19 protein-coding genes, 1 tRNA gene and 1 pseudogene are annotated in these 19,574 nt (G+C 62.9%); 7 read left to right on the top strand and 14 right to left on the bottom strand.

Features of this window, described 5'->3' with window-relative positions:
* Window positions 1-287 precede the first annotated feature (287 nt).
* The 5 genes from R2669_RS22945 (at window position 288) to R2669_RS22925 (ending at window position 5,811) form a co-directional block, all read left to right on the top strand.
* Window positions 288-1,850: a glucan biosynthesis protein G gene (locus R2669_RS22945; protein ID WP_147216405.1), complete on the top strand. Its 1,563-nt coding sequence runs from the start codon at window positions 288-290 to the stop codon at window positions 1,848-1,850.
* Complete coding sequence (gene mdoH / locus R2669_RS22940) at window positions 1,823-4,411, top strand: glucans biosynthesis glucosyltransferase MdoH (protein WP_316891606.1); 2,589 nt, start codon at window positions 1,823-1,825, stop codon at window positions 4,409-4,411. Before R2669_RS22945 ends, mdoH begins: the two co-directional genes overlap by 28 nt.
* 188 nt (window positions 4,412-4,599) lie before the next feature.
* Window positions 4,600-4,911 (top strand): hypothetical protein, encoded by a 312-nt coding sequence (locus R2669_RS22935; protein ID WP_027680199.1) that lies wholly within the window; start codon window positions 4,600-4,602, stop codon window positions 4,909-4,911.
* A 169-nt stretch (window positions 4,912-5,080) separates the two neighbouring features.
* Window positions 5,081-5,569 (top strand): aminoacyl-tRNA deacylase, encoded by a 489-nt coding sequence (locus R2669_RS22930; protein WP_316902143.1) that lies wholly within the window; start codon window positions 5,081-5,083, stop codon window positions 5,567-5,569.
* Between the two features lie 8 nt (window positions 5,570-5,577).
* The gene (locus R2669_RS22925) at window positions 5,578-5,811 is read left to right on the top strand and encodes a CDGSH iron-sulfur domain-containing protein (RefSeq protein ID WP_316902142.1); all 234 of its coding nucleotides are present in this window, start codon (window positions 5,578-5,580) and stop codon (window positions 5,809-5,811) included.
* A gap of 36 nt (window positions 5,812-5,847) precedes the next feature.
* Here R2669_RS22925 and ettA read toward each other — a convergent pair whose 3' ends face one another.
* From ettA to R2669_RS22890, 7 genes and pseudogenes are all read right to left on the bottom strand, one after another.
* Window positions 5,848-7,515, bottom strand: coding sequence for an energy-dependent translational throttle protein EttA (gene ettA / locus R2669_RS22920; protein ID WP_009241971.1), 1,668 nt, complete (start codon window positions 7,513-7,515; stop codon window positions 5,848-5,850).
* 147 nt (window positions 7,516-7,662) lie between these two features.
* Window positions 7,663-8,031 carry a cytochrome o ubiquinol oxidase subunit IV gene (locus R2669_RS22915; RefSeq protein WP_027680202.1) on the bottom strand — a complete coding sequence of 123 codons (369 nt, stop codon included), beginning with the start codon at window positions 8,029-8,031 and terminating at the stop codon, window positions 7,663-7,665.
* Complete coding sequence (gene cyoC, locus R2669_RS22910; protein ID WP_316902140.1) at window positions 8,032-8,673, bottom strand: cytochrome o ubiquinol oxidase subunit III; 642 nt, start codon at window positions 8,671-8,673, stop codon at window positions 8,032-8,034.
* Between the two features lie 3 nt (window positions 8,674-8,676).
* Complete coding sequence (gene cyoB / locus R2669_RS22905; protein WP_027680204.1) at window positions 8,677-10,656, bottom strand: cytochrome o ubiquinol oxidase subunit I; 1,980 nt, start codon at window positions 10,654-10,656, stop codon at window positions 8,677-8,679.
* 9 nt (window positions 10,657-10,665) lie between these two features.
* Window positions 10,666-11,628 (bottom strand): ubiquinol oxidase subunit II, encoded by a 963-nt coding sequence (gene cyoA / locus R2669_RS22900; protein WP_316891603.1) that lies wholly within the window; start codon window positions 11,626-11,628, stop codon window positions 10,666-10,668.
* Window positions 11,629-12,326: 698 nt separating this feature from the next.
* Window positions 12,327-12,533: a hypothetical protein gene (locus R2669_RS22895; protein ID WP_316891602.1), complete on the bottom strand. Its 207-nt coding sequence runs from the start codon at window positions 12,531-12,533 to the stop codon at window positions 12,327-12,329.
* Window positions 12,534-12,757: 224 nt separating this feature from the next.
* Window positions 12,758-12,961 (bottom strand): annotated as a pseudogene (locus R2669_RS22890) (carbohydrate porin); the annotation flags it as partial.
* A gap of 639 nt (window positions 12,962-13,600) precedes the next feature.
* On the opposite strand from R2669_RS22890, the gene R2669_RS22885 reads away from it, so the two are divergent.
* Window positions 13,601-13,825 carry a hypothetical protein gene (locus R2669_RS22885; RefSeq protein WP_316876815.1) on the top strand — a complete coding sequence of 75 codons (225 nt, stop codon included), beginning with the start codon at window positions 13,601-13,603 and terminating at the stop codon, window positions 13,823-13,825.
* Window positions 13,826-13,893: 68 nt separating this feature from the next.
* On the opposite strand, the gene R2669_RS22880 is transcribed toward R2669_RS22885, so the two are convergent.
* From R2669_RS22880 to petA, 6 genes are all read right to left on the bottom strand, one after another.
* Window positions 13,894-13,969: transfer RNA gene (locus R2669_RS22880), tRNA-Thr, on the bottom strand.
* A 29-nt stretch (window positions 13,970-13,998) separates the two neighbouring features.
* Window positions 13,999-14,496, bottom strand: coding sequence for a ClpXP protease specificity-enhancing factor (locus R2669_RS22875; RefSeq protein WP_316902138.1), 498 nt, complete (start codon window positions 14,494-14,496; stop codon window positions 13,999-14,001).
* Window positions 14,497-14,568: 72 nt separating this feature from the next.
* Window positions 14,569-15,180, bottom strand: coding sequence for a glutathione S-transferase N-terminal domain-containing protein (locus tag R2669_RS22870; protein WP_004634649.1), 612 nt, complete (start codon window positions 15,178-15,180; stop codon window positions 14,569-14,571).
* Window positions 15,181-15,330: 150 nt separating this feature from the next.
* Window positions 15,331-16,074 (bottom strand): cytochrome c1, encoded by a 744-nt coding sequence (locus R2669_RS22865; protein WP_147215186.1) that lies wholly within the window; start codon window positions 16,072-16,074, stop codon window positions 15,331-15,333.
* Between the two features lie 37 nt (window positions 16,075-16,111).
* Window positions 16,112-17,515, bottom strand: a complete 1,404-nt coding sequence (locus R2669_RS22860; RefSeq protein WP_316876814.1) for a cytochrome b — start codon at window positions 17,513-17,515, stop codon at window positions 16,112-16,114.
* Window positions 17,515-18,123, bottom strand: a complete 609-nt coding sequence (gene petA / locus R2669_RS22855; RefSeq protein ID WP_009241960.1) for a ubiquinol-cytochrome c reductase iron-sulfur subunit — start codon at window positions 18,121-18,123, stop codon at window positions 17,515-17,517. The genes R2669_RS22860 and petA overlap by 1 nt, the downstream gene beginning before the upstream one ends.
* A 245-nt stretch (window positions 18,124-18,368) precedes the next feature.
* Between petA and mscL the strand changes: the two genes are divergently transcribed.
* On the top strand, window positions 18,369-18,797 hold the full coding sequence (gene mscL / locus R2669_RS22850) for a large conductance mechanosensitive channel protein MscL (protein WP_147215184.1): 429 nt from the start codon (window positions 18,369-18,371) through the stop codon (window positions 18,795-18,797).
* A gap of 12 nt (window positions 18,798-18,809) precedes the next feature.
* Here mscL and R2669_RS22845 read toward each other — a convergent pair whose 3' ends face one another.
* A complete protein-coding gene (locus R2669_RS22845; RefSeq protein ID WP_316891601.1) occupies window positions 18,810-19,556 on the bottom strand; it encodes a Nif3-like dinuclear metal center hexameric protein in 747 nt (248 codons plus the stop codon).
* Between the last annotated feature and the right edge of the window lie 18 nt (window positions 19,557-19,574).

Raw genomic sequence — 19,574 nt, 5'->3', positions numbered from 1 at the left:
GGCACGCGGCAAAGCGGTTGTGACCGGCGCCGGGCAGCGTGCGTTCCCCTCAACCGAACGGTTGACCCCACCCAGACCGGCTCGTTACACGCCATTTGACGCGGATGTCGGCCCGATGCGGGCCGGAAACATTATCAAAATGTTGCCGGTTTTGATCTCGCAAAGGTCCGGCGGGTAAAATCTCGGCGGCACAGACGAATGACCGGCAGGACCGAAGCGTCACGTTCCTCGGCCCGCCGCATAGACGCGATCTCATTTTGAACATTCCCTCCGCTGTTTCCTCCCGCATGCCGGGGGCCGCGCGCGCGGCACGCACCCGTTCGGTAGCCGGCTATGCGCGGCTCGCCGTGGGCGTGCTGGCGCTGGCTTCCGCGCATGCTGCGCTGGCCTTTGGCTTCAACGATGTGGCCGTACGCGCCAAGCAACTGGCCGCGAAGCCGTACCAGGCGCCCGCCGACACCCTGCCGCGCGAATTGCGCGAGCTGCGCTACGACCAGTACCGCGAAATCCGCTTCAAGTCCGACCAGGCTTACTGGCGCCGCGACAAGCTGCCGTTCGAACTCGGCTTCTTCCACGAGGGTTCGTACTACGACCAGCCCGTGAAGATCAACGAGGTGTCGCCGGCCGGTGTGCGCGAAATCCGTTTCGATCCGCGCCTGTTCGACTACGGCCCGGTCAAGCTCGATCCGAAGCAGTTGCAGAAGCTCGGCTTTGCCGGTTTCCGCGTGCACTATCCGATGAACACGCCCAAGTACAAGGACGAGGTCATCGTGTTCCTGGGCGCGTCCTACTTCCGGGGCATCGGCAAGGGGCAGGTTTACGGCCTCTCCGCGCGCGGGCTGGCCATCGACACCGCGCTCAATTCGGGCGAGGAATTCCCCCGCTTCACCGATTTCTGGATCGAACGGCCCGCCGCCAATGCGAAAGAGCTGACGATCTACGCGCTGCTCAATTCGCGCCGCGCCACGGGCGCCTACCGCTTCGTCATCAAGCCGGGCAGCGACACGGCAGTCGACGTGAAGGCGCAGCTGTACATGCGCGAGAACGTGAGCAAGCTGGCCATCGCGCCGCTTACCAGCATGTTCTTCTTTGGCGAGAACCAGCCGGCGCCTGCGCTGGATTTCCGCCCCGAGGTGCACGACTCCGACGGCCTGTCGGTGCTGTCCGGCACGGGCGAATGGATCTGGCGTCCGCTGACGAACCCCAAGCGCCTGCTGGTCAGTTCGTTCGGGACGACGAACCCGGGCGGCTTCGGCCTCATGCAGCGTGACCGCGCGTTCTCCAGCTACCAGGAAATCGGCGACCGCTACGAACTGCGCCCGAGCGCGTGGGTCGAGCCCGTCGGCAAATGGGGCGCGGGCCGCGTGGAGCTTGTGCAGATCCCGACGCCCGACGAGACCAACGACAACGTGGTCGCCTACTGGGTGCCGGAAAACCCGCCCAAGCCGCAGCAGCCGTTCAATCTCGAATACCGCTTGCTGTGGCAGAAGGACGCCGACAAGAAGCCGGCGCTGGCATGGGTCGCGCAGACGCGCCGCTCGCACGGCTGGACGACCAAGCGCCCCGACGAGCGCAAGCCCGACGATACGATCGCCTTCGTGGTCGACTTTGAAGGGCCGGCGCTGGCCAAGCTGGCGCCGAACGCTCCGGTTGAGCCGGTGTTTTCGGCAGATGCCAACGGCAAGATCGAATCGATCTTCGGCCAACCCAACACCGCGACCGGCGGCTGGCGCGTGACCGTGCGCCTCAAGCGGGTCGACGACGATAAACCCGTTGAACTGCGTGGCTACCTGCGCAGCGGCGGCACCGGACTCTCCGAGACGTGGAGCTACCTGTTACCTCCGGGCTGAACGTGACGACAGCCCAGACTGCCGGTGCTGCCGGCACAGCCCCCTCCACCAGCCCAGCCACAGCGCAGTCTGTGGCTGACCATTACCTTGAGGCGCTGCCGCTGGCGGCCGACGCGCGCGCTGCGCTGCTGCGCAACGCGGGGATCACAGCCACGGACGACGATGCAGCGGCGCTCGCCAAGCTGCATCGTGCGCTGGCCCGGCTCGACCCCGCACAGACGACCTCGCTCGACGCCGACGCGCCGGCTTACGCGTCCGTAGGCTCGCGCCTGGATGCTGCGTATGGCGCCACGCGCGCGGAGGCGGCATCGACGGAGCCCTCCGCCCAACCTGCCCCACCCGTTGAGCACGACAACCAGGGCCGCATCCACCTGGATACCGGCCCCACGCCCGCGCGCCGTTCGATGGTGCCGTGGCCATGGGTGCTCGGCCCGATCTGGCGCGCGCGCAAGGCCATCGACCGCTGGATGCATGGCGGCAAGAAGCCGGTGCCGTACGAAGCGCCCGACTCGCCGGACCCGAAAGGCATCTGGCGCTTCGTCGGCGCACGCCGCCGCCTGACGCTGCTCGCGCTGATGATCGCGCAGACCGTCGCCGCCACCTGGGCGATGAGCACGGTGCTGCCGTACCACGGTGCCGACTGGCTCGAAGCCATCATCATCGTCCTGTTTGCGGTGCTGTTCTGCTGGGTATCGGCGGGCTTCTGGACGGCCATCACGGGCTTCCTGCTGCTGGCCTTCCACGGCGACCGCTTCGTCATCTCGCGCCGCGCCACGCCCGACGCCACGATTCCGGACGACGCCCGCACGGCCATCGTCATGCCGATCTGCAACGAAGATGTGCAGCGCGTCTTCGCGGGGCTGCGGGCGACGTACGAATCGTTGCAGCGCACGGGGCATCTGGAGCACTTCGACTTCTTCGTGCTGTCGGACTCCGGCGATCCGGACATCCGCACGGCAGAAGCCGACGCCTGGCTGCACATCTGCCGGGCGCTCGACGGTTTCGGTCGCATCTTCTATCGCTGGCGCCGCCACCGCGTGAAGCGCAAGAGCGGCAACATCGACGATTTCTGCCGGCGCTGGGGCGGCCGGTACCGCTACATGATCGTGCTCGACGCCGACAGCGTGATGAGCGGCGATTGCCTGACGCGCCTCGTGCAGCTGATGGAAGGTGCACCCAGCGCGGGCATCATCCAGACCGCCCCGCGCGCCGCCGGCCGCGACACGCTGTATGCGCGTATCCAGCAGTTCGCCACGCGTGTGTACGGGCCGTTGTTCACCGCCGGCCTGCACTACTGGCAGCTCGGCGAATCGCACTACTGGGGCCACAACGCCATCATCCGGCTGGACCCGTTCATCAAGCACTGCGCGCTGGCGCCGATACCGGGCAAGGGCTCGCTCTCCGGCGAGATCATGTCGCACGACTTTGTCGAAGCCGCGCTGATGCGCCGCGCCGGCTGGGCCGTGTGGATCGCCTACGACCTCGACGGCAGCTACGAAGAGATGCCGCCCAACCTGCTCGACGAGCTGGGCCGCGACCGCCGCTGGTGCCACGGCAACCTGATGAACTTCCGCCTGTTCGGCGCGCCGGGCTTCCACCGTGTGCACCGCGCGGTCTTCATCACCGGGGTGATGGCGTATCTGTCGGCGCCGCTGTGGTTCCTGTTCCTGCTCCTGTCGACGGCCCTGCTGGCCAAGCACACGCTGATCGCGCCGGAATACTTCACACAGCCGCGCCAGCTCTTCCCGATCTGGCCGGAGTGGCATCCGGAAAAGGCCGCCGCGCTGTTTTCCGCCACGGCCACCGTGCTGTTCCTGCCGAAGATCCTCAGCGTGCTTGTGCTTTGGGCACAGGGGCCGAGGCGCTTTGGCGGGGCGATCCACCTGGCGTTGTCGATGGCGATCGAGGCGGCGTTCTCGGTGCTGGCCGCGCCGGTGCGCATGCTCTTCCACACGCGCTTTGTGACGGCCGCGTTCCTCGGCTGGAAGGTGCACTGGAAATCGCCCCCGCGCGAAGACGCACAGACGCATTGGGGCGACGCGGTACGCCGCCACGGCCTGCACACCGTCATCGGCATCGTCTGGGCTGCGATCGTGTATTGGCTGAACCCGAGCTTCCTGTGGTGGCTGTCGCCGGTCGTGGGTGCGCTGATCGTGTCGATCCCGCTCTCGGTGTTCTCCAGCCGCGTGAGCCTGGGCCGCCGCATGCGACGGCTGCGCCTATTCATGATCCCCGAGGAGGTGCGCCCGCCGCGCGAACTCCGCGCGACGCGCAAGCACCTGCGCAATGCGCCGCCGATGCCGGATTTCCGCCAAGCCGTGGTCGACCCCGTTACCAACGCGCTGATGTGCGCCATTGGTACGGCGCGCTTTCCGCAAGACAAGCGCCTTGTGGCAGTGCGCGAAGCACACGTGCGTCACGCGCTGGAGGTCGGCCCGGACAAGCTCACAGGCAAACAGAAGCTGGTGTTGTTGTCGGATCCGTTCTCGCTGTCGGCGCTGCACCTGGCGGTGTGGTCGTCCCCGGAGCAGCGTGCGGCCTGGACGGCAGCAGAAAGCTGAACAACGCCGCCCGACAGAAATACCGCGCCCCACCCGCATCTTGCCGGTGGGGCGTTTTACTTCCCGTTACATCCGTAGGATTTACGTATCACCTGAAGCGCCCGGCGGTTCATAGAATGGCATCACGAACTTGATACACGAAGTCGACGGCACCGCAGCCCGGCCTCGCAACCGTAAGGAGAAGCATCATGAAACGCACACTGCTCGCATTCGTTCTGGGTGGCGCCGCGCTGTGCGCCTCGACGGCGGCGCTGGCGCATGTGGACGTCGGCGTGGCGATCGGCGTACCTGCCGCGCCGGTGTATGTGGCCCCGGCACCGGTTTATGCACCGCCGCCGGTGGTGTATCGCCCGGCCCCGGTCTATGCACCTGCTCCGGTTGTTTATGGCGGCTATTACCGCGACCGTGACTACTGGCGTGAGCGTGAATGGCGCCGTCACGAGTGGCGTGAGCGCGAATGGCGCCACGATCACGGCTGGCACCGCGGCTGGGACCGCTAACGCCTAGCGCGAACAGACAAAAACAGCGATTGATTGGCACACGGGCCGCTCACTGAGCGGCCCGTTGCTTTTGCGCGCTCGAATGCCTGCGCAATCTGCAAACCGACCTATGCTGACGTAGCGGCCCCTGCAATCCCGCCGCCGGCCGCACAGCACAAGGGAGGACGCCATGTCGATCTCCAGCACACTCGACGGCTGCCTGCGCAGCAAGGGCTGCCTGTACGAGGTGATTCGCCACCCTCATACCCACACCAGCACTGAGACCGCGCAATCTGCGCATGTCCCGGGCGACCGTCTGGCCAAGACGCTGCTCCTTGAAGACAAGCTCGGCTATGTCGCCGCCGTGTTGCCGTCGACGTACCACCTGCATCTGTCGGAGTTGCAAAAGGAATCGGGCCGGCTGGATCTCACGCTGGCCGATGAATCGGAGTTGCGCGAAGTCTTCCGGGACTGCGATGTCGGCGCCGTCCCGCCCGTGGGCATGGCCTACGGCATGCCGACCTACATCGACAGCAGCCTGATGACCCACGGCGACGTCTACTTCGAAGCCGGCGACCACGAAAACGTGGTGCATATGGACATGGATCAGTTCATGGCCCTGATGCGCGACGCCAAGCCCGCCCACTTCGCGTATCGCATGCAGGGCATCCTCTTCTGAGGCGTGCCATGGCCGACGACGTTGTCATCACGGTCCGCAACAACGGGCCGTGTCACATTCAGGGAAGCTTCCGGATCGTCACTCAAGGCGGGCGCGAGCTGGCCGTGGACGAAGGCCAGGCGTGGTTGTGCCGCTGCGGGCACTCGTTGAATAAACCGTTCTGTGACGGCTCGCACAAGCGCGTCGAGTTTGACAACAACCTCGACGCGCCGCCTCCCGTGGAGGCAGACCGGTCACCGTAAACGAACACGCGGGCCCGAAGACCCGCGTATCCGTGCTTAACGCGTCACCGGCTTGTAGCGGATACGCTTGGGCTTGGCGCCCTCTTCGCCCAGACGCTTCTTCTTGTCGGCTTCGTATTCCTGGTAGTTGCCTGGGAAGAATTCGACGTGCGAGTCGCCTTCAAACGCGATGATGTGCGTGGCAATGCGATCGAGGAACCAGCGATCGTGCGAGATCACCATCACGCAGCCGGCGAACTCGAGCAGCGCATCTTCCAGCGCACGCAGCGTTTCGACGTCGAGGTCGTTTGACGGCTCATCGAGCAGCAGCACGTTGCCGCCAGAAATGAGCGTCTTGGCCAGATGCAGGCGGCCGCGCTCACCGCCTGACAACGTGCCGACGTGCTTCTGCTGATCGCCGCCCTTGAAGTTGAAGCGGCCGATGTAGGCACGCGACGGCGTTTCATAGCGGCCCACCGTGAGGATGTCCGAGCCGTTCGAGATCTCTTCGAAGACGGTCTTGTCTGCGGACAGCGCATCGCGGCTTTGGTCAACGTACGCCAGCTTGACCGTCGGGCCGATCTTGATCGTGCCCGAATCCGGCTGCTCCTTGCCGGTGATCATGCGGAACAGCGTCGACTTGCCGGCGCCGTTCGGGCCAATGATGCCGACGATCGCACCCGGCGGAATCGTGAAGCTCAGGTTGTCGATCAGCAGGCGATCGCCATAGCTCTTGCTGACATTCTGGAATTCGATCACTTCATTGCCCAGACGCTCGCCGGCCGGGATGAAGATTTCCTGCGTTTCGTTGCGCTTCTGATATTCCTGGCTGTTCAGTTCGTCAAAGCGGGCCAGACGCGCCTTCGACTTGGCCTGGCGGCCCTTCGGATTCTGGCGCACCCATTCCAGTTCTTTCTTCAGCGCCTTTTGGCGGGCCGATTCGCTCGACTCTTCCTGCTTCAGGCGCGTCTCCTTCTGGTCCAGCCAGGAGCTGTAATTGCCCTTCCAGGGGATGCCGTGGCCGCGGTCGAGTTCGAGAATCCACTCGGCGGCGTTGTCGAGGAAGTAGCGGTCGTGGGTGACGGCCACAACGGTGCCAGGAAAGCGCGTGAGGAACTGTTCAAGCCAGTCCACCGATTCCGCATCCAGGTGGTTGGTCGGCTCGTCCAGCAGCAGCATGTCGGGGCGAGAGAGCAGCAGCTTGCACAGCGCAACGCGGCGCTTTTCACCGCCCGAGAGGTGCTCGATCTTGGCATCCCACGGGGGCAGGCGCAGCGCGTCGGCGGCGATTTCGAGCTGCAGTTCGACGTTGTCACCGGAGCCTGCGGCGATGATGGCTTCCAGGCGCGCCTGTTCTTCGGCGAGCTTGTCGAAGTCGGCACCTTCCTCGGCGTATGCCGCGTAGATGGCTTCGAGCTGCTTTTGCGCATCCATCACTTCGCCGAGGCCGCTCTCGACTTCTTCACGCACGGTCTTGGCGGGATCGAGCTGCGGCTCCTGCGGCAGGTAACCGATGTTCAGATTGGGCATCGGTGTGGCTTCGCCTTCGATGTCCTTGTCGAGGCCGGCCATGATCTTCAGCACGGTCGACTTGCCCGAGCCGTTCAGGCCGAGCACGCCGATCTTGGCGCCCGGGAAAAACGACAGCGAGATGTCCTTGAGGATCTGGCGCTTGGGCGGAACGATCTTGCCCACGCGGTTCATGGTGAAAACGTACTGTGACATGGCGGAATTGCGGGGGGAAACGCAGAAATGGGGAATCCGGCGAGTTTAACAAAGCCGGGGCGCGGCAAGCCCAGGGCTCTCGGCCGCGCGAGCAAAAGAAAGGGCGCCCACCAGGGGCGCCCTTCCGATGCAGCGGGCCAGGCCTCGTTACATCGTCATCATGTTGGCGTTCATGTTATGCATGACCCACAGCGAGCCGACAACGACGATCGCCAGGATCAGCAGCGTGAACAGGAAGGCCATCACGTTCCAGCGCTGGGCGGACGAGCCGTCCAGGTGCAGGAAATAGATCAGGTGCACGACGATCTGCACGACCGCCAGGGCCATCACCGTCACCAGCACCGTCTGGTGCGAGTATCCGCCGTCCATGACCATCTTGAACGGGATGGCCGTGAGGATCACCGCCAGCACGAAGCCGATCAGGTAGCCCTTGACGGTGGCATGGCCCGCGCCGCCAGCCGAATGACCGTGCGCATCATCGTGGGCGATGGCGGTCGTTGCGTTGGTCTGTTCCATTTACATCGCTCCCAGCAGATACACGACGGTAAACACGCCGATCCACACCACGTCCAAGAAGTGCCAGAACAGGCTCAGGCACGACAGGCGCGTCGATTGCGTCGGGGTCAGGCCTTTGCGGCTGATCTGCCACATCAGGACGATGATCCACAGCATGCCGCTCGCCACGTGCAGGCCGTGCGTGCCGACCAGCAGGAAGAACGACGACAGGAATGCGCTGCGGCTCGGGCCCGCGCCTTCTGCGATCAGGTGATGGAACTCGTTGATTTCCATGCCGACGAACGCGGCGCCCAGCAGCAGGGTGATGCCGAGCCACAGCATCACTTGATCCTTGCGGCCGTTCTGCAGGCTGATCATCACCATGCCGTAGGTGATGGACGACACCAGCAGAATGCCGGTTTCGATCGCCACGTACGACAGATCAAAAAGCTCCTTGCCCGTCGGGCCGCCGGCCGTCGCACCGCGCAGGACGCAGAACGTGGCAAACAGCGACGCGAAGATGATCAAGTCGCTCATCAGGTACACCCAGAAGCCGAAGACCTTGGTGTCTGCGGCATCGTGGTGGTGCGCATGGTCATGCGCGTGGTCGTGGCCGTGCGCGTGAGCGTGCGCGGCGTGACCGTCTAGAACATTGGAAGCCATGGTTTAAGCCTGCGAACCGATACGTTGGAAGTAGGCCGACTCGGTCTCGTGAACCTCGTGAGCGGGCACGTAGTAATCGATGTCGTCGTTGTTGCTGCGGAGGATGAAGCTGCCGATCATGCCGACCAGACCCAGCACGGCCATCCACCAGATGTGCCAGATCAGCGCGAAGCCCATCACGATCGAGAACATGCCGATGAAGAAGCCGGCGCCGGTGTTCTTCGGCATGTGGATCTTCTCGTAGCTCGGTGCAACCTGCGTCAGCACCTCGCCGCGCGCCTTCATGTCGGCAAAGGCGTCGATGTCACGGATGACCGGCACGCGGGCGAAGTTGTAGTGCGCCGGCGGCGACGACGTCGCCCACTCGAGCGTACGGCCGCCCCACGGGTCACCGGTCAGATCAGCCAGCGCATGACGGTTGCGGATGCTCACGAAGATCTGGATGAGCTGCGAAGCAATACCGCAGGCGATGATCGCGGCGCCGATCACGGCGACGATCAGCCACGGCTGCCATGCCGGATTGTCGGTATGGTTCAGACGGCGCGTCATGCCCATGAAGCCGAGCACGTACAGCGGCATGAAGGCGGTGTAGAAGCCCACGAACCAGCACCAGAAGGCGCGCTTGCCCCACTTCTCGTCCAGCTTGAAGCCGAAGGCCTTCGGGAACCAGTAGGTGATACCAGCCAGGTAACCGAACACCACGCCACCGATGATGGTGTTGTGGAAGTGAGCGATCAGGAACAGGCTGTTGTGCAGCAGGAAGTCGGCGCCCGGCACAGCCAGCAGCACGCCGGTCATGCCGCCGATCACGAAGGTGATCATGAAGCCGATCGTCCACAGCATCATCGAATTCAGCTCGACGCGGCCGCGGTACATCGTGAACAGCCAGTTGAAGATCTTCACGCCCGTCGGGATCGAGATGATCATCGTCGCGATACCGAAGAACGCGTTGACGTTCGCACCGGAGCCCATGGTGAAGAAGTGGTGCAGCCACACCAGGAACGACAGCACGGTGATGCCAGCGGTCGCCCACACCATCGACGTGTAGCCGAACAGCTTCTTGCGCGAGAACGTCGAGACGATTTCCGAGAACATGCCGAACGCCGGCAGGATCAGGATGTACACCTCGGGGTGGCCCCAGATCCAGATCAGGTTCACGTAAAGCATGGCGTTACCGCCGCCATCGTTCGTGAAGAAGTGCATGTCCAGGTAGCGATCAGCACCGAGCAGCGCCAGCGCCACGGTCAGCACCGGGAAGGCAGCCACGATCAGGATGTTGGCGCAGAGGGCGGTCCAGGTGAAGATCGGCATGCGCATCAGCGTCATGCCCGGCGCGCGCATCTTGAAGATGGTCGCGACGAAGTTCACGCCGGTCAGCAATGTCCCGAGGCCCGATATCTGCAACGCCCAGATGTAGTAATCGACCCCCACGCCCGGGCTGTAGGCCAGCTCCGACAGCGGCGGGTACGCCAGCCAGCCGGTACGAGCGAATTCGCCCACGCCCAGCGACACGTTGATCAGCACCACACCTGCAGCAGCCAGCCAGAACGACAGCGTGTTCAGGAACGGGAATGCCACGTCGCGCGCGCCAATTTGCAGCGGCACGATCAGGTTGATCAGGCCCGTCATCAGCGGCATGGCCATGAAGAAAATCATGATCACGCCGTGCGCGGTAAAGATCTGGTCGTAGTGCTCAGGCGGCAGATAGCCGGCACCGCCGCCCGAAGCAACCGCCAGTTGCGAGCGCATCATGATGGCGTCGGCAAAGCCGCGCAGCAGCATCACGATGGCCAGAATGCAGTACATCACGCCGATCTTCTTGTGATCGACCGAGGTGATCCACTCATTCCAGAGGTAGGTCCACTTCTTGAGATAGGTGATCAGGCCGAACAAGCCCGCGCCACCCAGCAGAATGGCCGACACCGTCACGACCACGATGGGCTCGTGCAGCGGAATGGCCTCCAGACTCAACTTGCCAAACATCGTCAACTCCTAGGAATTCTTGGCCGCGCTCTTGGGCGCAGGCAGGGCGGACTGCACCGGCAGCGGACGCGTTGCCGCTTCAGCCGTGGCCGTCGTGCAGTTGGCGCCTTCGAGCGCCTCGTCGAGCGTCAGGACCTTCTCGCCCTCGCCCATCTTGTCCATGTATTTGTGCAGGATGCTGTGATACAGCGTCGGGTCGACCGATGCATACGCCGCCGGCGGCACCTTCTCGCTCGGCTTGGACAGCTCTGCGTAGCCTTCCTTGGTCAGGTTCTGCGACGACTCGCGAACTTGCTTGACCCAGGCGTCGAACTCTTCGTTCGTCATGGCCGTGGCCTTGAACTTCATGCCCGTGAAGCCCGAACCGCTGTAGTTCGACGACATGCCGTCAAACACGCCGGTCTCGTTCGCGATCAGGTGCAGCTTGGTCTGCATGCCCGCCATGGCGTACACCTGGCTGCCGAGCTGCGGGATGAAGAACGCGTTCATCACCGTATCGGACGTGATCTTGAAGTTGATCGGGGTGTTGGCCGGGAACGCCAGCTGGTTGACCGTCGCGATCTTCAGTTCCGGATAGATGAACAGCCACTTCCAGTCGAGCGAAACAGCCTCGACCGTGATCGGCTTCACATCCGATTCGATCGGCTTGTACGGATCGAGCGCGTGCGTGGACTTGTAGGTGATCACGCCCAGCACGATGATGATCAGGCACGGGATCAGCCACACCACGGCCTCGATGGCGTTGGAGTGCGACCAGTCCGGCTCGTAGCGGGCCTTGGTGTTGGACGCGCGGTACTTCCACGCAAACACCAGCGTCAGCACGATCACGGGAATGACCACCAGCAGCATCAGGCCGGTCGCCACCAGGATCAGCGTCTTTTCTTCAGCCGCAATCATCCCCTTCGGGTCCAGGACCGTCAGGTTGCAGCCCGCCAGCAGGAGCGGGAGGCTTGCGGCGAGAAGCCGCTTCATATGTGGAACGAGTGTGTTCTTCATGTCTTGCACAATTGCGCCGGCGATGCTTCCGGACATCACGGGAGCCCAGCGGCCCAGACAGCGGCCACAAGGCGAAAAACGCGGGAAATGAGAGAAGACCGAGCTACCGGCGCCCCGAATACAGCTGAGGTGCGGCAGCGGATCTTCGATCACATCAGGCGCCGGTCAGGGAGAAGCTGAACCCAACGCCCTCAGTTGGCGAGGCGGGCTTCGCTCATGCCGGGCATGGGCGAAGTCGAGCGCCGCCGCGTCGCACAAAGCGGCGGACGACAGATCGGGGGCGTAAAAGGTCGGAGCAGGCACTACGTCATGCGCCCGTTGGGGGAGCGCGGTTGGGAGTGGAATGCGGGCGCGATCTTACCGCCAGACGGTGCTCCGGATCGCGCTATCTGCTCAGGCAAATAGAAAGCGCCGTCGATTGACAAGTGATGTCCTGGCTGCAGGGCTAGGGTTTACGTGGCTTTGCGGGAAAGCAAATCGAAAGTGGATGTTGTTGCACTGCGACAATCGGCCACAGTGGTGCGCAGCCGACGTTGTCGCCAAATGTGCGCTCCAAGTTGATATTAGTAATAAGAAACATTCTCGTTTGACGGACCCGAAGTCGCCGAGCACGCTGCGAATTCATCCATGCGGCCGTCGTCCAGCGCGACATGACGCGCGGGCCCGCCATTGCGTTACCAGTAGGTGCGCGACAGCCGGATGGCGGCTGCCGCGTAACTATGGTTGGAGAGCATTTGGCCGCTGTCACCGGCACGCCGCATGGATGTGACCGATGCAGCACCAGCAGGCTCCGGCGCTCCGGCCCGGGGGTGCACAAACGGTGAGCTGAACGGCAGTGCGATCGCCGAAAAGCGGCGGGTGGGAATCTTGAATTTGCGCATGACACACTCCTCGCCGCGTGCACATACGCACGGCACGCGGCCATCGCCGCACGCGTCGCACACACGCGGCGGCATAGTTGAAACGATCAAGGAGCGATGCAGACACCGCAGCCTTGCCAGGGCGGCAAGTCAGCAGCAGGGAACAGCCGTGCGGCGGACTCGCCTAGTGGGAAAAAGACGTTGGGTAAGGTCGACTCGGACTGTCCATATGGGTCCTCCTACGGTTAGAAGTCGGCGTGGACGCGCACGCCCACGAACTTGGCCGGACCGCGATCGTGGTTGTAGCCCGGGTTCTGTATAAGCTGAAAATCTGGACTGATCCCCTGCGCCTTGGTCACCTGCAGGCTGTAAAAAACTTCCAGCACGCGCTCGTGGCCATAGTTCAAGCCGCCATCACCAAGAAACGCGCCGCTGCCGCCGCCCCCAACCAGCAGAGGAACCCCAACCAGCGGACGCACTGCCACCCAGACGTACTGCAACAACGAGAAGAACAGCATGAGACCTCCCCGCCCGTTTCCGCGACGGACGTAGGCAAACGCCGGCCGCGCCTTGCGATGGCGCGCGCAAACACACGCAGCCACGTGGCTGTGCCCGATACAACAATCGAATTCAGGAAGGGACTTACGCAGAGAACCCACGCAAGCGCCACTACCCGCCGTGCAATACGGCTAGGCAGTGGTGAGGCGCGAAAACGGTGCGCCGAGACTGTCTAGCCGTTCAATGTGCGATCGAAGATCGACTAGAACAACTGTCCATGGAGGTGAACTCCGTAGCTATGACGGGGCGCAGAGTAACAAAGTCTCGCTGATGGCGGCAAGCGTTTTTCTCGGGCCTCGCGAAGCCCATTGCGCGGCGGCAACACCGCTGCATGAGGCATCTCGCAAGCGTGCGTCGGTACACTGCTGCGACCATCGAGCGCCTTGTCGAGGGCGCTCACCACTGCGATATCACACGGAGGTTTTATGACGCGCTTGGCAACGCTACTCACCACGATTGCGGCCACCCTCGGCATGGCGGCCTGCTCGACACCAGGCCCGGAACAACCCGGAAACGCAGGGGTATCCAAGATGACTGAGCCCACCACTCAAGCCGCCACCTGTCAGGCGGCCGCCATTCCCGACAACGCCTTGATCGGCAAATCCGAACAGGACGCCACGGCCCTGCTGAATGGCTGCCTCTGGCGCATCAGCGAACGCGACGGCAAAGCCCTGCCCGGCACCATGGACTACCGCGAAGAACGTCGCAACCTCGGCATCCAGGGCGGCAAGGTGATTTGGGTTCGGCGCGGGTGAAGCCCGTGAAATTGAACGGGCGCGACAAAAGAAAACGGCCTCCGCAAGGGAGACCGTTTTCGTGATGCTGGTGCCGGCTGCAGGACTCGAACCCGCCACCTGATGATTACAAATCAACTGCTCTACCAGATGAGCTAAGCCGGCAAAGAAACGCGATTCTAACCTAACACGCGTTACTTGACGACTTTTAGCGCCGGCTTTCCACCGATGCGCGGCACATTTGGCGGCGTCGGGTCGTCTTCCGGGCCCGGTTCCGCCTCGGCAGCGACCGGCGCAGACGCCGATTCGGAGTCCACCGCAGCCAGCTTGGGCGGCGGATTGTTCTCGCGTTCGGTCGCGGCCTGTGTCGTCGGTGTGCTGCGCTCCACCGGGAATGCCATACCTTGACCGTTCTCGCGCGCATACACGGCAAGCACGTTTTCGATCGGCACCTCGATCTTGCGCGACACGCCCGAGAAGCGCGCATGGAACGTGATCCACTCGTTGCCCATGTCGAGCTGGCTGGTCGCGTCAAAGCTCACGTTCAGCACGATCTCGTCGTTCTTGACGAATTCGCGCGGCACGTTGGTGCTGTTGTCGACGAAGACAGCGATGTACGGCGTGAAGCCGTTGTCCGTGCACCACTCGTAGATGGCGCGGATCAGATAGGGCTTGGTGGATGTTTCCGACATGATGAAATCAGTGACCGTTGGGCGCGGCCGCGCGCAGGCTCAGCCCCGGCACGGCCAGCGACCCGACGGCGATCAGCGGCGCATGACCTTTTCGGACGGCGTCAGCGCTTCAATATACGCCGGACGGCTGAAGATACGCTCAGCGTATTTCATCAGCGGGGCGGCGTTCTTCGACACTTCAATGCCGTAGTGGTCCAGGCGCCACAGCAGCGGCGCAATCGCCACGTCCAGCATCGAGAACTCTTCGCCCAGCATGTACTTGTTCTTGAGGAAGATCGGAGCCAGTTGCGTAAGGCGATCGCGGATGGCCGCGCGGGCCTTCTCGTGGTTTTTCTCGGCGGCCTTGCCCTTTTCGTTCTCGAGCACGGAGACGTGCGTGAACAGTTCCTTCTCGAAGTTGAACAGGAACAGGCGGGCGCGGGCGCGTTGCACCGGATCGGCCGGCATCAGCTGCGGGTGAGGGAAGCGCTCGTCGATGTATTCGTTGATGATGTTCGACTCGTACAAGATCAGGTCGCGTTCAACCAGGATGGGCACCTGGCCGTACGGGTTCATCACCGCGATGTCTTCCGGCTTGTTGAAGAGATCGACGTCGCGAATCTCGAAATCCATGCCCTTTTCGAACAGGACGAGGCGGCAACGCTGCGAAAACGGGCAAGTCGTGCCCGAGTACAAGACCATCATGGTTGTAGTTCCTTGGCGCATGGGCCGGGGGCGGCCCGATGACGGTACAACCGTGACGACAAATGACCTCGCCACGGCACAAAAAGCGAAAAGGCAAAGGGCTAGAGCCAGTTCTCCACCGGCCTAGCCCTTGCCCGGAAAACACGGATTTTACTTGATGTCCTTCCAATAGGCCGCATTCAGGCGCCAAGCCAGCACGAAGAACACACCAATGAACAACAATACCCAGACGCCGAGACGCTTGCGCAGGTTGCCGGCGGGCTCAGCCATCCAGTCCAGATAGCTCACCAGATCGGCCACGGCCTGGTCATATTCGACCTTGTTCATCTTGCCCGGGACCGCGACTTCAAGGGCAACGAGCTTCTTCTCGGCCTCGCCGTGCTCGGACTTCACTTCGGCGTACTTCGGCACTTGTTGGCCCTGCAGCTCCCACAGCACATGCGGCATGCCGACCTTGTCGAAGACCAGATTGTTCCAGCCGGTCGGACGCGTGTCGTCGCGGTAGAACGTGCGCAGGTAGGTGTAGAGCCAGTCGCTGCCGCGCGCGCGCGCAATGACCGACAGGTCCGGCGGTACGGCACCAAACCACTTCTTCGCGTCCTCGCGGTCCATGGCGATGTGCATCGTGTCGCCAACCTTGTCCGACGAGAACAGCAGGTTCTGCTTGATCTGCTCCTCGCTCAGACCGATGTCGCGCAGACGGTTATAGCGCATGGCGCTGGCGCCGTGGCAATTCAGGCAGTAATTGACGAACAGCTTGGCGCCGCGCTGCAGCGCAGACGTGTCGCTGGACTGATTGGGCGCCGGGTCGAGCGGCACGCCGCCCTCATTGGCCATCACGGGCGCGGCAAACACGAGACCGGCCAAGGCGAAAATCGCAAGCAGCTTTTTCATTCTTGTGTCCTTCATGGGTCCTTGTGCGCGGGCTCTATCAGTGCGGCGTGAACGTAACGCGCTCAGGCACTGGCTTGAACGTCCCGATCTGGCTCCAGATCGGCATCGCGAGGAAGAACGCGAAGTACAGAATGGTGCCGATCTGCGAGATGATCGAACCGACCGGGCTCGGCGGCTGAATGCCCAGGTAGCCCAGCACCGCAAAGGCGATCACGAAGATGATCAGCAGCGTCTTGTGGAAGCCCGGGCGATAGCGGATCGACTTGACCGGCGACTGGTCCAGCCACGGCAGGAAGAAGAAGATCACCACCGAGCCGCCCATCACGACCACGCCCCAGAACTTGGCATCGATAAACGCGAAGCCCAGCGCCAGAATCACGGCCACGGCCACCGCCACGCCCTTGACCTTCATGCTCTTGGAGCGCACGAACAGCAGCCCCAGCATGATTGCAATGAAGCCCCACAGCCACGGCAGGAAGTCCGACGTGGTCGCGCGCAGCATCGAGTAGAACGGCGTGAAGTACCAGACCGGCGCAATGTGCGGCGGCGTCTTCAGCGAGTCTGCCGGGATGAAGTTGTTGGCTTCCAGGAAGTAGCCGCCCATTTCCGGCGCGAAGAACACGATCGCGCTGAAGATGAACAGGAACACCGCCACGCCGACGATGTCGTGCACCGAGTAATACGGGTGGAACGGAATGCCGTCGAGCGGAATGCCGCGCTCGTCCTTCTTTGCCTTGATCTCAACGCCGTCCGGATTGTTCGAGCCCACTTCGTGCAGCGCGATGATGTGCGCCACCACCAGGCCCAGCAGCACCAGCGGCACCGCGATGACATGGAACGAGAAGAAGCGGTTCAGCGTCGCGTCCGACACCACGTAGTCACCGCGGATCCACAGCGACAGGTCCGGGCCGATCAGCGGGATGGCGGAGAACAGGTTCACAATCACCTGCGCGCCCCAGTACGACATCTGGCCCCACGGCAGCAGATAGCCCATGAAGGCCTCGGCCATCAGGCACAGGAAGATCAGGCAGCCGAAGATCCAGACCAGCTCGCGCGGCTTACGGTACGAGCCGTACAGCATGCCGCGGAACATGTGCAGATACACGACGATGAAGAACGCCGAAGCGCCGGTCGAGTGCATGTAGCGCACCAGCCAGCCCCACGGCACCTCGCGCATGATGAACTCCACGCTCGCATAGGCGACGGGGATGCCGGCCGCGTTGAGCGTACCGTCCGGCTTGTAGTTCATCACCAGGAAGATGCCCGTGACGATCTGGATCACCAGCACCAGCAGCGCCAGCGATCCGAAGAAATACCAGAAGTTGAAATTCTTCGGCGCGTAGTACTCGGACAGATGCGCCTTCCACAGCTCGGATGCCGGGAAGCGTGCATCGATCCAGCCCAGCAGCCCGGTTGTCTCCACCTTCTTCTCGGCCATGATCAAGCCTCTCCTTTCTCGTCTTTACCGATCACCAGCTTCGTGTCGGACAGGAACATGTACGGCGGGACGTCGAGGTTCTGCGGCGCGGGCTTGTTCTTGAACACGCGGCCAGCCAGGTCGAACGTGGAGCCATGGCACGGGCAAACGAAGCCGGGATCTCCAGCAAGCTGCACGTTGGCGCCTGCGGGAAACGGGCCAGACGGGGAACAACCAAGATGGGAGCAGATGCCGACCACGACCAGAAGGTCCTTATGCTCGGCACGGGAGCGCGTTTCGTTCTTGCAGTAGTCCGGCGTCTTCATGGTGAAGGGCACATCGGACTTGGGGTCGGCGACTTCGTTATCGGTCTTCTTGAGCGATTCCAGCATGTCGGGCGTGCGCTTGAGCAGCCAGACCGGCTTGCCGCGCCATTCCACCACCTTCATCTGGCCGGGGGCCAGGTCGCTCACGTCCGCCTCTACGGGCGCGCCCGCTGCACGGGCTTTTTCAGATGGTGCGAATGTGCAAACGAAAGGGGCCGCAACCGCAACCCCTCCCACACCACCAGCCACGGACGTCGCAATCAACAGATTACGGCGACCCTTGTCCACGTTTTGCTGGTCACTCATTCAAGACCCCAGGGTGAGAAATCAAGATAGATTCGCGTCAACCAAAAATTATACCCGAGCGTACCGAGCGAACGATAGCGGTCGCCGGGCGCAGCGGTTACGGATATAGTGAACACGCCGATCGCCCGCCAGCCCAATGCTGACAAGGCTTTGGCATGGCTCTTGCAGCCTCGCTTTCAACAATTCAGGTCAACCGTTCGCTAGCTTGACCGTTTGTCTCGAATCAAACAATCCGGAGAAAACCGATGGCACTGATGCAAGACTTCAAGAAATTCGCGATGCGCGGCAACGTGATCGACCTCGCAGTGGGCGTGATCATCGGCGCGGCGTTCGGCAAAATCGTCGATTCGCTCGTCAATGATCTGATCATGCCGCTGATCGGCCGCATTGTTGGCAAGCTCGATTTCTCGAACCTGTTCATTCAGCTGGCAGAGGCGCCCGCCGGTGTGCCGCATACCCTGGCCGATCTGAAGAAGGCAGGCGTGCCGGTCTTCGCCTACGGCAACTTCATCACCGTGGCGGTCAATTTCTTGATTCTGGCGTTTATCGTGTTTCTGATGGTGCGCGCCATCACGCGCGTAATCGACGCCAACCCGCCGGCAGCACCCGCCGAAACGCCGGAAAACATCCTGCTGCTGCGCGAGATCCGCGACAGCCTGAAGAACAAGCCGTAATCGGACGTCGAATCACACCGGATTCGGGATATCGATGAAGGTGTGACGCACGCCGAAGCGCTCGGCCAGATGGTTGCCCAGCGCCCCAACGCCGCCGCGCTCCGTGGCGTGGTGGCCCGCACCGATATAGGCGACACCCGATTCGCGCGCGAGATGCGTCGTCTGCTCCGACGCTTCACCGCTGATATACACATCCACGCCGGCGGCCACGGCGGCATCGAACCAGCCCTGAGCGCCACCGGTGCACCAGCCCACGGTGCGCACCGGGCGATTGTCATCGCCGATCACGAGCGGCGCCCGGTTCAGCTTTGCCGATACCGTCTGCGCGAAATTGCTCAGGGTAGTCGCCTCGGGAAGCGTCCCGATCCAACCCAGCTCATCGTCGCCGAACCGGCCTTGGGGCGCGATGCCCAGCAACGCACCCAGCTGCGCGTTGTTGCCCAGCTCAGGGTGGGCATCCAGCGGCAGGTGGTACGCGAACAGGTTCAGATCGTGTGCCAGGAGTTGCTTCAGGCGCGCATGCTTTTGGCCCACGACCCGGCCGTCTTCGCCCTTCCAAAAGTAACCGTGATGCACGAGGATGGCGTCGGCACGCGCTTCGATAGCAGCTTCGATCAATGCCAGGCTGGCGGTGACTCCCGTCACGATGTGCTCAATGGTTTCGCAGCCCTGCACCTGCAGACCGTTGGGGCAATAGTCCCGAAAACGGGCCGCCTGCAACAGGTCGTTCAAGTACAATTCAAGTTCTTTTCGATCCATTTGGACTCAATTTCGCTC

The organism is Ralstonia edaphi (assembly GCF_958350185.1).
Lineage (GTDB): Bacteria > Pseudomonadota > Gammaproteobacteria > Burkholderiales > Burkholderiaceae > Ralstonia > Ralstonia edaphi.
The sequence above is the reverse complement of the archived record's forward strand: the minus strand, read 5'-3'. Positions and strand labels throughout refer to the sequence as shown.

What these genes read in the sequence shown, in the direction of transcription:
- ettA (WP_009241971.1), bottom strand. Translation starts at nt 7,515, where the DNA reads ATGTCACAGTACGTTTTCACCATGAACCGCGTGGGCAAGATCGTTCCG.
- cyoB (WP_027680204.1), bottom strand. Translation starts at nt 10,656, where the DNA reads ATGTTTGGCAAGTTGAGTCTGGAGGCCATTCCGCTGCACGAGCCCATC.
- petA (WP_009241960.1), bottom strand. Translation starts at nt 18,123, where the DNA reads ATGAGTGACCAGCAAAACGTGGACAAGGGTCGCCGTAATCTGTTGATT.
- R2669_RS22845 (WP_316891601.1), bottom strand. Translation starts at nt 19,556, where the DNA reads ATGGATCGAAAAGAACTTGAATTGTACTTGAACGACCTGTTGCAGGCG.
- R2669_RS22875 (WP_316902138.1), bottom strand. Translation starts at nt 14,496, where the DNA reads ATGTCGGAAACATCCACCAAGCCCTATCTGATCCGCGCCATCTACGAG.
- R2669_RS22865 (WP_147215186.1), bottom strand. Translation starts at nt 16,074, where the DNA reads ATGAAAAAGCTGCTTGCGATTTTCGCCTTGGCCGGTCTCGTGTTTGCC.
- cyoA (WP_316891603.1), bottom strand. Translation starts at nt 11,628, where the DNA reads ATGAAGCGGCTTCTCGCCGCAAGCCTCCCGCTCCTGCTGGCGGGCTGC.
- R2669_RS22915 (WP_027680202.1), bottom strand. Translation starts at nt 8,031, where the DNA reads ATGGAACAGACCAACGCAACGACCGCCATCGCCCACGATGATGCGCAC.
- mscL (WP_147215184.1), top strand. Translation starts at nt 18,369, where the DNA reads ATGGCACTGATGCAAGACTTCAAGAAATTCGCGATGCGCGGCAACGTG.
- R2669_RS22925 (WP_316902142.1), top strand. Translation starts at nt 5,578, where the DNA reads ATGGCCGACGACGTTGTCATCACGGTCCGCAACAACGGGCCGTGTCAC.
- R2669_RS22885 (WP_316876815.1), top strand. Translation starts at nt 13,601, where the DNA reads ATGACTGAGCCCACCACTCAAGCCGCCACCTGTCAGGCGGCCGCCATT.
- R2669_RS22935 (WP_027680199.1), top strand. Translation starts at nt 4,600, where the DNA reads ATGAAACGCACACTGCTCGCATTCGTTCTGGGTGGCGCCGCGCTGTGC.
- R2669_RS22870 (WP_004634649.1), bottom strand. Translation starts at nt 15,180, where the DNA reads ATGATGGTCTTGTACTCGGGCACGACTTGCCCGTTTTCGCAGCGTTGC.
- R2669_RS22930 (WP_316902143.1), top strand. Translation starts at nt 5,081, where the DNA reads ATGTCGATCTCCAGCACACTCGACGGCTGCCTGCGCAGCAAGGGCTGC.
- cyoC (WP_316902140.1), bottom strand. Translation starts at nt 8,673, where the DNA reads ATGGCTTCCAATGTTCTAGACGGTCACGCCGCGCACGCTCACGCGCAC.
- R2669_RS22945 (WP_147216405.1), top strand. Translation starts at nt 288, where the DNA reads ATGCCGGGGGCCGCGCGCGCGGCACGCACCCGTTCGGTAGCCGGCTAT.
- R2669_RS22895 (WP_316891602.1), bottom strand. Translation starts at nt 12,533, where the DNA reads ATGCGCAAATTCAAGATTCCCACCCGCCGCTTTTCGGCGATCGCACTG.